Here is a 13,918-nt window from a genome sequence, read left to right on the forward strand (position 1 = left end):
GCCATGACAGACGACGAGGTCGGAATGTCCGCCCGGGACTTGGCGGAAGTCCAGCTGCTCAAGGAGCTGGAATCCATCCACCGCACCCGCCACGAGACTCTCCTGCACGGGTCCGACGACGCGTTGGAGACCCATACGAATCGGATGCGGGAGCTGGAGCACGAGTACCTGCGCCGGCACCCGCAGCGCGCCCAGAGCCCCGGACGCACCCGCTCGGGCGCCCGCGCCCGTAGCGGCGACGAGACGGAGGGTTGACGAGACGGAGGGTTGACGCCGCGCCGGCCGGGCAGCGGGTTTACGTTTCCCGGTACAACGCCTCACGGCACACCCTCCACCGGAACGTCGGCTGAGGAGGCCGGTGAGTATTTCCGCCGGGTTGGAAGTCCAGGTCCGTCCGTCCGTCCGTCCGTCCGTCCGTCCGTTGCGCAGCGTCAACGACCCCCTCCCCCGCCTGTCAAGGGGCACCGTCGGCCGAACTCGTGTCCCGTTCAAACGGTTCCTGGTACTTCCTCGTCGTGCGTTCCCTTCGTCGACTGGCTGCCTCGGACCGCCGTCCGGCTGTGCATCCGCCCGGGGGACCCCCGCGCTCCTGCCCGGGAGTGATGTCGTTCTCGCTCCTGTCGGCGTACGACAGGCGGGGCCGCGGGGGGGGGCGCTGCACCTACAGGTTCTCGTCCGCATCCTCATCGACGACGTGGACGGCGGCTTCCTCGGCGCTCGCGGCGCCCGAGTCGACACCGTGGTCCTCGGCGATGAGTTCCTTCGTCGTATCGGGATGCGCGCCCTCGTCCGGGGCGGTCAGACGGCCGGCGCGGGCGGTACCCGTCTCGGGGTCCGACCCTTCCGCCTCGCCCCCGGGAAGATCCCCCGGATCCTGGCCCACCTCGGGGACCTCCTGCTTCAGCCGCTCGTCCAGGGACTCGCCTTCGTGCTGTTCCGCAGCGGTCGTACCGTACTTCGTCACGCCGAGGGGCTTCTCGGGAGGCGAGTAGCCCTCGTCGAGCATGTCGTCATACGAACGCTCGTCCATGGCGTTCTGGAGATCCAACGGGGCCGCGTCCTCCTGTTCCTCGTTCGTGCCGGTGGGCTGATACACGTCATCCGCCATCTGATCGTCACTCATGGCACTTCCCTGTCGAGTCGGCCTGTGCGGCTGCTTTCTCCCTTACGTGCGGTCTGCGCCTTTCCCAGCTCAGCGGTTTTAAGCACGCCGGTGGGGTGTCTCCTTGCGCCGGTGCTGGTCGTACACGATGTCCGGCACGGTCTGCCGCATCGTGTCGCGCCCGCGCTGCGAACGGACGAGCGGCCCACCGACTGCCCGGGCTGACCTCCGTCACTGCGGCGACACACCTGGCCGCCCTACGACACCTTCACTGCGGCACCCGCACCGCACCGGCGCTGTGGAGGGACATCATGGGCCGCGGCGCGGCAGTGGCCCGCGTACACACCGAGGAAGCCGTCGTTTTGCCCTCACGATTGGGCGCGGACTCCGGCCTCATGGATCACTTGGCCGTCTCGTCGTGCCAGGTGCCGCTGAGCGCTTGACTACCTGCCCCGTGGCGCCACGCGGGCAGCACGGGACGGCGGTGCCGGTCTTCGAGGGCGAGCGCGAAGGCCGCGTACACCGCGGCGCCCGCGAGGACGAGACCGATGTGCCTGCGGCCTGCTTCCATGACGGGGAACCGGACAGCTCGTAGATACCTGTTGCGGCGAACCGGATGGATGCGAGCGTGATCACGGCGGAGGCGACGGCCTTCGTCGTCCCGGCGGCGGTGACCGGCACCCACAGCGCCAGGGCGGCGAGCAGCAGCAAGAGCCCTGCGGTTTTGCCGTGGTTGTGGCGGCCGCCACCATGCCGCCGCCGGCGCTGGTCATGCCGTGCAGAACGGCGTAGGCCATGCGTGTGCCGCGAGGGGCAGCGGTATCGGAGCAGTCGGGTACCGCTGCCTTCCACACCGCCCCGTGGCTTCCCACAGCGCCCGCGGGATCAGCGGGGCGTCACCCGACTGTTGCGCGGGCTCCAGTACGAGGTCGCGCACCCCTCCCCGTCGGACGGGCAGACTCGGTACTCGCCGCGGCCGCCCAGCAGTCCGGAAAAGACAGCGCCGCTGTGCCACGCGGGCGCGCACAGCCAGGCCACCTCTCCTCGCGGCCCGATCAACGCGCCACGCTCGCCTCGGCGATCAGCGCGTAGTCGCGTAGCATCCACGGGCCTTCGGCCGGCGTCACACGCGTCGCCTCGGTCACCGTCACTCACCGAAACCGGTAACGGTCGGCGACCGCCCGGTTCACTTCCAGCCCGTGTCCGGGCGCACCGGAGGAGCCGGGGCTGACCGCGCCGCCGCCGGGGTCGAGCACTCCGTGGAACAGCATGCTCTCGATACGGGCGTGGTCGTGGAACCACTCCAGGTGGCGGGTGTTGGGCACGGAGGCGGCGACATGGGCGTGCATGTGCGGGGCGCAGTGGCCCGAGATGTGCAGGCCGAGGGCCTCGGCCACCGCGGCGACGCGAAGCCACACCGTGATGCCTCCGCAACGGGTGGCGTCGGCTTGGAGGCAGTCGACGGCTCCTGCGCCCGCCATCCGGGCGAAATAGGGCAGGGCGTATCCGTACTCGCCGGCCGCGACATCGGCGGTGACCGCGTCGCGGACCTCGCGCAGACCGGTGAGGTCGTCGGATGAGACGGGCTCCTCGAACCAGGTGACGCCCAGGTCCGCCGTCGCGGCGGCCACCCGGATCGCCTGTTTGCGGGTGTAGCCGCCATTGGCGTCGACGTACAGCTCGGCCCGGTCCCCGATGACGCGGCGGGCCAAGCGGGTGCGGTGCAGGTCACGGCCTTCCTGACGCCCCCACGACTCGCCGATCTTGATCTTCACGCGTGCGATGCCCTGCTCGGCCCATCCGTGCAGCTGTTGCCGGAGCTGCTCGTCGTCGTAGGTGGTGAGGCCGCCACTGCCGTACACCGCCACCTCGCCGCGCGCGGCCCCGAGCAGACGCACCAGAGGCAGGCCGAGCAGTCTGGCCTTCAAGTCCCACAGCGCGTTGTCCACGGCGGAGATCGCGCCGGCCGCGACGCCGGGACGACCCGTGTTGCGCACCGCACGGCTCATCGTGTCGTTGGCGGCGGGGACGTCGAAGGCGTCGTGTCCGACGACGAGACTCGCCAGCTCCCCGTCGACGACCGGGGCGGTGGCGGGCGAGCCGTAGGTCCAGCCGATGCCCGTCTGTCCGGCCGCGGTGACCTCGACCAGGACGAGCGTGGTGGAATCCCACGTCAATGTGGCGTCCCCACCGGGCAGGTCGGTGGGAACACGGTAGACGGCAGCGGCCAGGTGTTCCACGCGCGGGCCGTGGAGCACCTGGCCGGCCTCCCTCACCTGTTCCCTTCGGCGCTGTCGTCCCGGCCGGCCCCGGGACGGTCGGCACGGTGCCGCGTGCCGGGCAGGAACTCCTGCACCTTGGCCTTGAACCCCTGCTTGATCATGGAACCCCGGTCACTGTCACCCTGCAGGATGGCGGAGGCGGCCGACTCGATCTGGTCCAAGGTGGCGTGCGGCGGGATCGGGGGAACGGCCGGGTCGGTACGGAAGTCGATGACGAAGGGGCGGTCCGCGGACAACGCCTGGTCCCACGCCGACTCCACGTGCTTGGGCTTCTCGACCCGCACGCCGTCGAGCCCGATGAGCCGGGCGATGTCGGCGTAGGGCAGGTCGGGGATGTGTTGCGACTCCTCGAACTGCGGCGCGCCGGACATGGCACGCATCTCCCAGGTCACCTGGTTGAGGTCACCGTTGTTGAGCACGGCCACGATCAAGCGCGGGTCGGACCACTCGCGCCAGTACTTGGCGGCGGTGACCAGCTCCATCATGCCGTTCATCTGCATCGCGCCGTCGCCGACGATGGCGATCGCCGGACGGTCCGGATGGGCGAACTTCGCGCCGATCGCGTACGGCACGCCAGGTCCCATCGTCGCCAGGGTGCCCGACAGCGAGCCGCGCATCGTGCCGCGCAGCCGCAGGTGCCGGGCGTACCAGTTGGCGGCCGAGCCGGAATCGGCGGCCAGGATCGCGTTGTCGGGAAGCTTTCCGTCCAGGGCGTGGACCACGTACTCGGGGTTGATCGGGTCGGCGGACACCGCGGCACGTCGCTGCATGACCTCCCACCAGCGGGCGACGTTCTTCTCTACCGTCTCCCTCCAGGCACGGCTCGTCTTGCGGTGCAGACGCGGCAGAAGCCGCTGGAGCGTCTCCCGTGCGTCACCGACGAGGTTCACCTCGAACGGATAGCGCAGCCCGATCATGTGTGGATCAATGTCGATCTGAACCGCACGTGCCTGATCCAGTTCCGGCATGAACTGCGTGTACGGGAAGCTCGAACCGATCATCAGCAGGGTGTCGCAGTCCTGCATCAGCTCGTACGACGGCCGCGTGCCCAGCAGGCCGATGGAGCCGGTCACGTACGGCAGGTCATCGGGCAGTACGTCCTTGCCCAGCAGGGCCTTGGCCACGCCCGCTCCGAGAACGTCCGCCAACCGTTCGACCTCGGCACGCGCCCCGCGGGCTCCCTGCCCGATGAGGACGGCCACCCTCTCGCCCGCGTTCAGTACCTCCGCCGCCCGCTCGATGTCCGCGTCCGCGGGCACCGGAGCGTAACGGCTCATGCCCATGCTCGAAGGCACCATCTTGAACGCGTGCGTCGGCGGGCTGTAGTCCAATTCCTGGACATCGGCCGGAATGATGATCGCGGTGACGGTGCGCCTGGCGTACGCGGTCCGCATCGCCCGGTCGATCAGGTTCGGCAGCTGCTCGGGAACGGTCGCGGTCTCACAGAAGTCCGAGGCGACGTCCTTGTAGAGGTTCTGCAGATCCACCTCTTGCTGGTACGAGCCCCCGATCGCACTGCGGTTCGTCTGCCCGACCAGCGCCACGACAGGAACGTGATCGAGCTTGGCGTCGTACAGACCGTTGAGCAGGTGGATGGCCCCCGGCCCGGAAGTGGCCGCGCACACGCCGACCTTGCCGGAGAACTTGGCGTAGCCGACCGCCTGGAAGGCGGCCATCTCCTCGTGGCGGGCCTGCACGAACTTCGGCTTGTTGCCGGCGCGCCCCCACGCGGCGAGCAGACCGTTGATGCCGTCACCGGCGTACGCGAAAACATGATCGACCTCCCACTCGCGCAGCCGGTGGAGGATGTAATCGGACACCTTCATGCTGGCCATCGACACTCCGTTCCTGCTCATAGCGGCTCCGCCCGTGGGCTGGGTCCGGATACGGACGGAGGGTGGCATGACATCTCATGGGTAAACCGCGCGAATCCAATGCAAACGTTGCCCACCAGCCGATACTGGAATGGACTCGTCGCCGGCCCGTCGAGGGCCCGGAGGTTCACGCTCCGGCTCCGTGGTCTTCACGGGGATGGGTCAGTGGCCGGCCAGTTCGCCGGTGAGCCTGCCGTGGAGGTCGGTGCTGGGGTTGTTCAGGCCGGTGATCTCCACGCTCTTGCCGCGCTGGGCGTACTTCGTCTCGATGGCGTCCAGGGTCGCGACCGAGGAGGCGTCCCAGATGTGTGCGTGGGACAAGTCGATGACGACCTTGTCGGGGTCGCCCGCGTAGTCGAACCGGCCGACGAGGTCGTTGGAGGAGGCGAAGAACAGCTACGTCGCCGAGCGCGAGATCCTGCTGGGCCGCGTGCGGGAGTACGAGCGGACCGCAACCGAGCGGGTCGACAAGCTCCGTGTCCAGTTGTCCCGCGCCGAGGACTTCGCCGCCACCCTCCGCGGCCGCCTGGACCCGAGCACCCCCGCCCTGCGTCAGGGATAGCAGAGCCAGAAGGCCCCCGTACGGAAACACTTCGAGCGCGACCTCGACGCCGTCATTGCGGGCCCCACGCCGCCCTGAAACTCAAGCGTCGTGGAGGGGGGCCACGCCAACCGGGTCAAGAGGCTCACACAAGGCCGTCACGGCCTTTGATGACGGGCGTTGTGCCGTTGCGCTTTGGCTCGGTTGCCGCACCCGGCCATCGAGCACCACCGGCGGGTGCCGTTCTTCGACACGTCGAAGAAGTGCAGGACGCATTCCGCGTTCGCGCAGGGGCGGACGCGGTCGGGCCGGCTGCTGATCATCCACAGCCAATTCTCGGCAGCGTGCCAGGCGGGCAGCCAGGACGGCGAGTCGACCTCCACGACGGTGCGCGGTGTCCCGTCGGCGTCCAGTTCCCGCAGGATCCGGCCGTGCGCCAGGACGTCGTTGAGGGCCTGGACCCCGTTCGCTGTCGGCTGGTCCGCTTCGGCGACCAGGACGTCGAGTGCCCTGCGCGCCATCAGTAGGCGGTTCAGGGTGTCGCGGTCGGCCGGAGGAAGGTTCCCGCCGACAGAGGGCCTTTACCGCCCTGCTCGCTTCAGCCCCATTGCCGCTCGACGGCCGGCGACACGGATTCGCTATCCGCCCTGCTTCGGCGTGTCGCTTGCGTGCTTGTCGTGTCCACCCCGGCCGGAGGGCCGCCTGCGCCGGCGCAGGTGCCACACGATCAGCCCTGCGATCACGAGAGCGGCGAGGACCACCGCGATGATCCGGCCGACCTGGTGCTCGACTTTGGTGTAGGCGGTGCCGGCGAAATAGCCCAGCAGCGTGAAGCCGATGCCCCAAACCAGACCGCCCAGGGCATTGAAGAGAAGGAACCTGCGGTAGGGCATACGGGACGTGCCGCCGAGGGCGGGCATCATCGCGCGAAAGAAGGCGACGAAGCGGCCGAAGAACACGGCGGCGGCCCCACGGCGGCGGATCATGTCCTGGGCCTGCTCGACCCGGTCGCGGTGTCGGCGCAGCGCCCGGGTGTCCAGAATCCGCGGGCCGAAGTGGTGGCCGACCTGGTAGCCGACGCTGTCACCGGCGATGGCGGCCACCACGACGACCAGGGCCAGCCAGTACACGGAGACCTTGCCTTGGCTTGCGAGGACTCCCCCGATGACCACCGCGGTCTCGCCGGGCAGGACGAAGCCGAAGAACAGAGCGTCCTCGCAGAACACCAGGGCGGCCACGACGGCGTAGACCACGGGTCCTGAAAGGCCGCCCAGCCAATCGGTGATCGTGTGCATCCGCCGTCCCTTCGGCGTGCGCCCGTGGACTGCCGCCCAAGGGGAAAGCCACGTCCACGTTACAAGAGCCGGCTGGTCAGGAAGTAGACGGCGGGTGCATGAGCCCAAGATCGCCCGGTACCCGTCGAGCTTCTACTCAAAGCAAGATCGAGCCCCCGCCCGCACCGGGACCACCTCGATGGCCCGCCCCGGCACCGGCTCAACAGGCGGACGCAACGTCACCCCAAAGGTGGAGATCCGACTCCGAGGGCCGGCCCGGGCAGGGACAACCACCGCGCACCTACACACCGACGGCCGCCTCGACCTCCACCGCCGCGTCGTGTACCGCACGCACCCGGATCGAAGGCGCCGGCAGGTCAGTCATCCTCCTAGTCGGCGATGTTGACGTGCATGTTGAAACGGACCCCGCCGATCTTCACCAGCAGGTCACCCTGCACCTTGCGCGTTTCCTTCGTGTCGCCCACATTCCCCTTGTTCGCCGCCGGCTTGTTCTGCGGGGGGTGGCTCACGAAATCCGTGAAGACCCCACCTGCGGCGAGCTGAGCAGCGACGTTCCATTCACCGCGCAGCTCCGCGTATCGCGTCTCGTCCATGGGATGTCCACCGAGGGTCAGATATACGCGGTGGCCGGCGACGTATGCGTCGGCGAGCTGCTGGAGGATGCCGGCCACCGTCGTCTTCAGCGAGTAGTGGCCCGTCGCCGTGGCGAGGAGGTGCGCGGCGTCCCCGTCGAGCCGGGCCCGACGCGCGTTGCGTGCCGCCGCTTTGAGAAGCTCGACTTTGTCCTCGTCGATGCTCTTGAACGCCTCGGTGTACCCCGTCGTCTTGTCCTGGGCGATCCTGATCGCCGCGTCCCACTGCGGCGCGCTGATCCACTCGTGGTCGAACGAGATGTCCTCGCAGTACGTTTTCAGCTCCGCCTCGGCTTCTTCGGCCGACTTGGCATGGCCGTTGTTCGGCATGTGAGTGCCCCCCGTCGTCATGGCGAACCATGAACGTGTCACGAGGAACGCTCCCTGTCAGCCGGATCCGAAAACCGCCGGACAGGGCCGCGCGTACGTAGTGGCCGCAGGGGAGGATGAGGCGCGAAGGGGCGCGTGGTCCAAGGGATCGTCAGCGCCGTGATCCCGTACGGGGTCAGGATCTTCTGCCCGGCGACGCCCCACGCGAGGCCGAGTCCGAGGCCCATCAGCGCGCCGTGGACGGCGATGAGCACCGATTCGAGCCGAACCATTCGGCCGATCTGTTGCCGGGAGGTGTGATCGCGCGGAGTAGGCCGATCTCGCGGGTGCGTTCGATCCGACAGGGCCAAGCCCGCGCCGCTACGGATTCGAGGCGGGTTCGTCCAGGCCCCGGCGCCGCGGGGCGGGGGAAGCGCGGAAGGCGAGTGACCGGTCCAGAGCGAGCGCGCCGGGGCCGGTGAACACCAGGAGCAGGAAGACCCAGCAGAACATCGCGGACGCTTCGCCACCGTTTTGCAACGGCCACAGGGCGCGTGGCTGGTGGACGGTGAAGTACGCGTACGCCATCGATCCCGACGCGAGGAGGGCGGCCGCCCGGGTACCCAGGCCCAAGACGATCAGAATCCCTGTGATCAGTTCGATGACGGCCGCATACCAGTCGGGCCACAGCCCGAACGGGTACGTTCCGCCGCCGTGCGCGCCGCCGAGGACGCCGAAGAGGGCGCAGGCCAAAGTGAGGCCGCGGACGATGCGCTTCACGGGTGAGCCTTTCGGTTCAAATCCGGAGCGGACGTCGATGACGCCAAGCCGACCCGTCCGGACGCGCCTGCCGATGAGGGCAGACGGATCAAAGGTGCGCCGGGGTGACGGCGTGTCCCGACGGGACCGGGTGGCGGGGGCCGGTGCAACGCGGCTTACAGGGGTAGATCGGCATGCCTGTCTCGGTGGCGATGGCCTGATGCCCGGTCACCTCCCGGCGCGGCGGCGGCCCCAGGTGGGCGTCCTGCGCAGTGGGGCGGGAACCGCGGGCACCGGTACGGCCCATGGGTCCCGCGGGTCGGTTCCGGCGAGCACCTCGTAAGCCAGTCGCAGGTCGCTGATCCTGCGGGCCGGCGGCCCCGTCGGTGACGTGCATCTGTGAGGCCGGTCCGGGGTCGTCCGGACCGAGGACGCGATGGTCGGCGGAGACCGCCCCGGGGTGGGTTTCAGCCCGACCGCGCCGCGGAACGAGGCCGGGATCCGTACTGATCCACCGGAGTCATTGCCGAGTCCTCAAAGGGCCAGCTGGCGCGCCCAGTCGGAGCCGGGGCTGGGCGCCGTAGTCGGCCGCGTTGAGCACACCTGTTGGCCAACGCGCTTGTGGCGGACGCTATACAGGAACGGCATCGCGGTCGAAGCCGGTCAGATCACAACTCGCCTCCCACAACCGCGCCGCGACCGAGGTGTCGGCGAGGTGGTTCCACACCGGTTCGCGTCGGGGCTCTCCGCGCAGCCCGAAGACGCGCGGTCCCCACAGCTGGCCTCCCCGCACATCCGGGTCGAGCACGGCCCGCACCGCGGGCCAGGCGCCGGCGTCCTTTCCTTGGACGACGAGGGCCGCGGGTGCCGCCCTCAACCGTGCGCCGAGAGTTCGCGCGTGGAGCGGCGGTCGCGACGGGGTGAGGGAGTCCAGCGCGCCGCCCGGATGGACCACCACGCTGGCCACCGTGCTGCCCGCCACGCGCAGTCGACGGTCGAGTTCGACACCGAAGTACATCTGCGCCAGCTTGGAGCGTCCGTAGGTGCGCTTGGGCCGGTAGTCCTTCCTGGACTGCAGGTCGTCCGGATCGAGCCGCTCGGACTTGGCCGCGAAGCTGCCCATGGTCACGATGCGGGCTGCCGGCGCGGCCGACAGCAGCGGCATGAGCCGCTGGGTCAACGCGAAGTGCCCCAGGTGGTTCGTGCCGAACATGAGCTCGTGACCGTCCGCGGTCGCCCTTCGCGGCGGGTCGTCGAGCGCGACGCCGGCGTTGTGGACCACCGCGTCGAGGCGTTCCACTTCCAGTGCTTCCACCGTCGTTTCGAGCGACGACAGGTCGGCGAGGTCCAGCCGCACGGCTCGCACCTGGGCATCGGGGACACGCGCGCGGATCGAAGCCATCGCGGCCTCGGCTTTCGTGGGATTCCGGCTGCCCAGGACCACGGCAGCCCCGCTTGCCGACAACTGCTCCGCGACGAAGTACCCGATGCCGGCGTTGCCGCCAGTGACCAGGAAGACGCTGCCATCGGCACGCGGCAGCCGTTGGACATCCCAGGGCGGAGTGGAAGGCGTGGACCGCATGGCGAGGGGCTCCCCTGCTGGTGAAGGCTGTACGGCTGCCCTGTTGGGCACCCGATACCCATGGTTCCAACAGCCACCGACACATCGTCTACAGATCACCGACAACACGAGGCGCTCGGCGGACGAGCCGGCTAGCGCGCCACGCGGTAGCGCAGGTAAACGACGTTTGAGCTGAAGGTGCGGGTCTCGACGAGTGCGAGATCCACCCGGCGCTCGTGCTGGGGGAAGAACGGAATGCCACCGCCGACCAGCACCGGGTAGACCCTCGCCCGATACTCGTCGATCAGGCCCGACGCGGCCGCCTCGGCGGCGAGAGTCGCACCGCCGATCGCGATGTCACCCTCTCCCGGCTCCGCTCGCAACCGCTCGATCTCCTCCGCCAGGCCGCCGGAGGCCAGGCGGGCATTGCCCTGTACCGCCGACAGCGTGGTGGAGAACACCACCTTGGGGAGCAGCTTCCAGATCGTGGCGAACTCGAGCGTCGAGAAGTCGAGCGACGGATCCTGGCCGGCGGTCTCCCAGTACAGCATCGTCTCGTACAACCGTCGTCCCATCAGGTGGACGCCGACCTCTCGCACCTCGTCTGTGGCGAAGCGAAAGACCTCCTCGTCCGGATCCGTCCAGTCGAAGCCGCCGTCCGGCCCCACGATGTAGCCGTCAAGCGAGACGCCCATCGAATAGGTCACGCTGCGCATTGGAAGTCCTCCTTGATGACGGGTTCGACACTACGACCGCCGGACGCCTCAAGGTCGGCCCGTCCGGCCATGGGACACGAACAGTCTCGCGCGCCGGCCGCAACGGCTCACCACGGCGATCGCAGTGATGCTTCATACGCCTCGCGGTGGGGGCAGCGATGCGTCCCAGGTCATTTCCGTGGCAGCCGCTCGCCCGGGCCCAGAGCCGTATTACCGCGGTCTCCGGACCGTGGCCGTACCCAGGGACTCTGGACGTTTCCGACGGGGGGCGGGGGTGCGCTCGGGCGAACGTGACGGCGTGTGCGGAGTGCGTGTGGGTGGCGCCGCCGATGGAGGGGAAGGCCCGGTAGAGGCACCAGACAGGTCCTTCAGGGTGGTCTGCGCGATGCGGGCTGCCCCTGGGAGAATTGTGAACGTTAACTCCGGTCGACAAGCCTCGATCGGTCCGGGATGTGTGCGGGCCACCGCTGGTTCGGTACCGTGAGGGAAGGCCGCTCGATGAGGAAAGGCAGAGTGTTGACCCAGCTACCGGACGTCTCGCGAGCGCCCACGATGACGGACGTCGCGCGTGTCGCCGGCGTGTCCCATCAGACCGTTTCACGGGTGCTCAGCGACCACCCGAACGTCAGCGCCAAGACCCGGGCCGCGGTGACGCAGGTCATCGAGCAGCTCGGCTACCGCCGTAATTCGGCGGCCCGGGCCCTGGCCACCCGCCGGACCCACACGCTGGGGGTCATCGCGGTCAACACCACGCTGCACGGGCCGGCCAGCACCCTGGCGGGGGTCCAGGAAGCGGCTCGGGAGCGCGGCTATCTGACGTCCGCCGTCACGCTTCGGACCGCCACGCAGACGGCCCTCGCCGAAGCCATGCAGCACCTCGCCGGATGGGGCGTGGAGGGAATCGTCGCCGTCACGCCCCAACGCGACGCGGTGAGGGCCCTGGCGGCATTGGAAGCCCCGTGCCCGGTGGTCACCGTGGAAGGCGGCCACACCCTGGACCTGCCAGGGGTGTCGCTGGACCAGAACCTCGGCGCCCGCATGATCACGGAGCATCTTCTCGCGTCGGGCCACGCCACGGTGTGGCATGTCGCGGGCCCTGCGGACTGGCTGGAGAGCGAGGCCCGCACGCAGGGGTGGGAGGACGCGCTCCGCGAGGCCGGCGCCGAGGTGCCGCCCCTGCTGCGCGGCGACTGGAGTCCGCTGTCGGGATACCAGGCCGGTCAGCAACTCGCGGGGCGGGTCCGGGCGTCATCAGGCCGGGGAGCGGGCCTGACCGCGGTGTTCGTGGCCAACGACCAGATGGCCCTCGGTGTCCTACGGGCCTTGCGGGAAGCGGGCCTGCGCACGCCGGAGGACGTGGCGGTCGCCGGTTTCGACGACATCCCGGAGGCGGAGTTCTTCCCTCCACCGCTGACGACGATCCGTCAGGACTTCGCCTCGCTCGGCCGCGACAGCATAGGGCTGCTGCTGGACCACATCGAAGGGCGGACGGACGAGTCGACGCACCTGGTGGTGGCGCCCGAGCTCATCGTGCGCGCCAGTACGGCCCGCAGGAGCTGACCGCCCGCGGAACGAACCCCGCCGCACGGGGATCCCCCCTCGGCGCGGAAATCCGGGCCCGAGTCGTTGCCTGGCCGGAGCCGCCGCCCTCAGGCGGTGACCGTGGTGAAACTGTGGATGGTGGTGGACCGGTACAGCTCACCCGGGCGCAGGAGGACGGTCGGGTAGTCGGGGCGGTTCGGGGAGTCGGGGAAGTGCTGGGTTTCCAGCGCGACCCCCGCGTAGGCGCGGTACGCACCGCCTCCCTTGCCGGTGACGTCACCGGTCAGGCCCTGGGCGGTGTAGACCTGGATGCCCGGTTCCGTGGTGCGCACCTCCATGCGGCGGCCGGATGCGGGGGCGTACAGCACGGCTGCCTTCCAGGGTCGGGATCGACGGGCGCCGTCGAGGACCCAGTTGTGGTCGAAGCCGCCGCCGGCGAGGGCCAGTTGGGCATCCGTCTGGACCAGGACGTCGGCGAGCCGCGGGCGCCGGCGAAGGTCGAACGGGGTGTCGCTGACCGGGCGGTGAGCGCCGGTGGGGATCAACTCGGCGTCGACGGGGGTGTAGCGCGAGGCCTGCACCTGAAGATGGTGGGACAGTACGTTGCCGCGACCCTCTCCTTCGAGGTTCCAGTAGGCGTGGTTGGTGAGGTTGGCGACCGTCGGCGCGTCCGCGACCGCCTGGTAGGACAGGGTCAGGTTGTCGTCACGATCCAGTGCGTAGGCGACGCTGACGCGCAGGGCACCGGGGAATCCCTGGTCGCCGTCGGGGCTGTGCAGGAACAGGCGGACGCCGGTGCGGTACGCGGAGTGGAAGGGTTCGCACCGCCACTCGCGCTGGTCGAACCCGTCGGGGCCGCCGTGCAGCGTGTGCCCGTTGTCCTGGGTCGCGAGCCGGTGGGTGACGCCGTCGACGACGATCCGGCCGCGGGCGATGCGGTTGGCGTAACGTCCCACCGTCGCGCCGAAGTAGCGCGCGGGGCCCTCGAAGTCGGCGGGGTCGCGGGCGGCGAGCACCACATCGGCCGGGTGGCCCCAGCGGTCCGCCACGAGCAGGGAACACAGGCGGGCGCCGCGCGTGTGGACCTCGGCGCGGGCCCGGCCGGGGAAGCCGAACCGCCACCTCTCCCCCGTTCCCTCATCGACCGTGCGTAGGGGACGGCCCGTCCGCGGCCAGCCGGCGATCTGCCCCGGCTCGACGGCCTGGCCGGCGGATTCGTGTGTGGATTCGTGTGCGTGTTCCATGGCGGTGTTCCCTGGAAGTCGGTCCGTCGGAGGGCGTCCGGAAGAAGACGCGGTGATCGCT

General features: G+C 69.7%; 14 protein-coding genes and 4 pseudogenes. 3 read left to right on the top strand and 15 right to left on the bottom strand.

What is annotated here, in order from left to right; genetic code table 11:
- Positions 1–3: 3 nt before the first annotated feature.
- On the top strand, positions 4–255 hold the full coding sequence (locus tag ACV7NM_RS01910) for a DUF6158 family protein (protein WP_463408552.1): 252 nt from the start codon (positions 4–6) through the stop codon (positions 253–255).
- A 406-nt stretch (positions 256–661) separates the two neighbouring features.
- Here ACV7NM_RS01910 and ACV7NM_RS01915 read toward each other — a convergent pair whose 3' ends face one another.
- The 6 genes and pseudogenes from ACV7NM_RS01915 to ACV7NM_RS01940 all read right to left on the bottom strand — a co-directional run.
- Positions 662–1,123: a DUF5709 domain-containing protein gene (locus tag ACV7NM_RS01915; protein ID WP_463408553.1), complete on the bottom strand. Its 462-nt coding sequence runs from the start codon at positions 1,121–1,123 to the stop codon at positions 662–664.
- A gap of 379 nt (positions 1,124–1,502) precedes the next feature.
- Positions 1,503–1,673, bottom strand: a complete 171-nt coding sequence (locus ACV7NM_RS01920; protein WP_463408554.1) for a hypothetical protein — start codon at positions 1,671–1,673, stop codon at positions 1,503–1,505.
- A gap of 314 nt (positions 1,674–1,987) precedes the next feature.
- A complete protein-coding gene (locus ACV7NM_RS01925) occupies positions 1,988–2,257 on the bottom strand; it encodes a trehalase-like domain-containing protein (protein WP_463408555.1) in 270 nt (89 codons plus the stop codon).
- The gene (locus ACV7NM_RS01930) at positions 2,254–3,378 is read right to left on the bottom strand and encodes an enolase C-terminal domain-like protein (RefSeq protein ID WP_463408556.1); all 1,125 of its coding nucleotides are present in this window, start codon (positions 3,376–3,378) and stop codon (positions 2,254–2,256) included. The genes ACV7NM_RS01925 and ACV7NM_RS01930 overlap by 4 nt, the downstream gene beginning before the upstream one ends.
- Positions 3,375–5,210, bottom strand: coding sequence for a thiamine pyrophosphate-requiring protein (locus ACV7NM_RS01935; protein WP_463413804.1), 1,836 nt, complete (start codon positions 5,208–5,210; stop codon positions 3,375–3,377). The genes ACV7NM_RS01930 and ACV7NM_RS01935 overlap by 4 nt, the downstream gene beginning before the upstream one ends.
- Before the next feature lie 210 nt (positions 5,211–5,420).
- Positions 5,421–5,654, bottom strand: a pseudogene (locus ACV7NM_RS01940) (STAS domain-containing protein); the annotation flags it as partial.
- On the opposite strand from ACV7NM_RS01940, the gene ACV7NM_RS01945 reads away from it, so the two are divergent.
- Positions 5,635–5,820, top strand: a complete 186-nt coding sequence (locus tag ACV7NM_RS01945) for a hypothetical protein (protein ID WP_463408557.1) — start codon at positions 5,635–5,637, stop codon at positions 5,818–5,820. The pseudogene ACV7NM_RS01940 and the gene ACV7NM_RS01945 sit on opposite strands and share 20 nt — an antisense overlap.
- A gap of 137 nt (positions 5,821–5,957) precedes the next feature.
- Here ACV7NM_RS01945 and ACV7NM_RS01950 read toward each other — a convergent pair.
- From ACV7NM_RS01950 to ACV7NM_RS01985, 8 genes and pseudogenes are all read right to left on the bottom strand, one after another.
- Positions 5,958–6,356 (bottom strand): annotated as a pseudogene (locus ACV7NM_RS01950) (CGNR zinc finger domain-containing protein); the annotation flags it as partial.
- A gap of 81 nt (positions 6,357–6,437) precedes the next feature.
- Positions 6,438–7,094 (bottom strand): DedA family protein, encoded by a 657-nt coding sequence (locus tag ACV7NM_RS01955; protein WP_463408558.1) that lies wholly within the window; start codon positions 7,092–7,094, stop codon positions 6,438–6,440.
- 368 nt (positions 7,095–7,462) lie between these two features.
- The gene (locus tag ACV7NM_RS01960; protein WP_463408559.1) at positions 7,463–8,098 is read right to left on the bottom strand and encodes a hypothetical protein; all 636 of its coding nucleotides are present in this window, start codon (positions 8,096–8,098) and stop codon (positions 7,463–7,465) included.
- Between the two features lie 92 nt (positions 8,099–8,190).
- Positions 8,191–8,393: pseudogene (locus tag ACV7NM_RS01965) on the bottom strand (FtsX-like permease family protein); the annotation flags it as partial.
- Positions 8,394–8,416: 23 nt separating this feature from the next.
- The gene (locus tag ACV7NM_RS01970; protein WP_463408560.1) at positions 8,417–8,815 is read right to left on the bottom strand and encodes a DoxX family protein; all 399 of its coding nucleotides are present in this window, start codon (positions 8,813–8,815) and stop codon (positions 8,417–8,419) included.
- Positions 8,816–9,022: 207 nt separating this feature from the next.
- Positions 9,023–9,316: pseudogene (locus ACV7NM_RS01975) on the bottom strand (amidase family protein); the annotation flags it as partial.
- Between the two features lie 109 nt (positions 9,317–9,425).
- Positions 9,426–10,376, bottom strand: coding sequence for an SDR family NAD(P)-dependent oxidoreductase (locus ACV7NM_RS01980; protein WP_463408561.1), 951 nt, complete (start codon positions 10,374–10,376; stop codon positions 9,426–9,428).
- A 131-nt stretch (positions 10,377–10,507) separates the two neighbouring features.
- Positions 10,508–11,071 (bottom strand): dihydrofolate reductase family protein, encoded by a 564-nt coding sequence (locus ACV7NM_RS01985; RefSeq protein WP_463408562.1) that lies wholly within the window; start codon positions 11,069–11,071, stop codon positions 10,508–10,510.
- Positions 11,072–11,569: 498 nt separating this feature from the next.
- Between ACV7NM_RS01985 and ACV7NM_RS01990 the strand changes: the two genes are divergently transcribed.
- Positions 11,570–12,631, top strand: a complete 1,062-nt coding sequence (locus ACV7NM_RS01990; RefSeq protein WP_463408563.1) for a LacI family DNA-binding transcriptional regulator — start codon at positions 11,570–11,572, stop codon at positions 12,629–12,631.
- Between the two features lie 89 nt (positions 12,632–12,720).
- Here ACV7NM_RS01990 and ACV7NM_RS01995 read toward each other — a convergent pair whose 3' ends face one another.
- Positions 12,721–13,857 carry an aldose epimerase family protein gene (locus ACV7NM_RS01995; RefSeq protein WP_463408564.1) on the bottom strand — a complete coding sequence of 379 codons (1,137 nt, stop codon included), beginning with the start codon at positions 13,855–13,857 and terminating at the stop codon, positions 12,721–12,723.
- Positions 13,858–13,918 lie beyond the last annotated feature (61 nt).

This window comes from Streptomyces sp. Tek67B01 (assembly GCF_055231995.1).

Bases quoted from the DNA above. Each gene is read 5' to 3' on its own strand.
- ACV7NM_RS01910 (WP_463408552.1), top strand. From the start codon at position 4: ATGACAGACGACGAGGTCGGAATGTCCGCCCGGGACTTGGCGGAAGTC.
- ACV7NM_RS01915 (WP_463408553.1), bottom strand. From the start codon at position 1,123: ATGAGTGACGATCAGATGGCGGATGACGTGTATCAGCCCACCGGCACG.
- ACV7NM_RS01920 (WP_463408554.1), bottom strand. From the start codon at position 1,673: ATGGAAGCAGGCCGCAGGCACATCGGTCTCGTCCTCGCGGGCGCCGCG.
- ACV7NM_RS01935 (WP_463413804.1), bottom strand. From the start codon at position 5,210: ATGAAGGTGTCCGATTACATCCTCCACCGGCTGCGCGAGTGGGAGGTC.
- ACV7NM_RS01955 (WP_463408558.1), bottom strand. From the start codon at position 7,094: ATGCACACGATCACCGATTGGCTGGGCGGCCTTTCAGGACCCGTGGTC.
- ACV7NM_RS01980 (WP_463408561.1), bottom strand. From the start codon at position 10,376: ATGCGGTCCACGCCTTCCACTCCGCCCTGGGATGTCCAACGGCTGCCG.
- ACV7NM_RS01985 (WP_463408562.1), bottom strand. From the start codon at position 11,071: ATGCGCAGCGTGACCTATTCGATGGGCGTCTCGCTTGACGGCTACATC.
- ACV7NM_RS01990 (WP_463408563.1), top strand. From the start codon at position 11,570: ATGAGGAAAGGCAGAGTGTTGACCCAGCTACCGGACGTCTCGCGAGCG.
- ACV7NM_RS01995 (WP_463408564.1), bottom strand. From the start codon at position 13,857: ATGGAACACGCACACGAATCCACACACGAATCCGCCGGCCAGGCCGTC.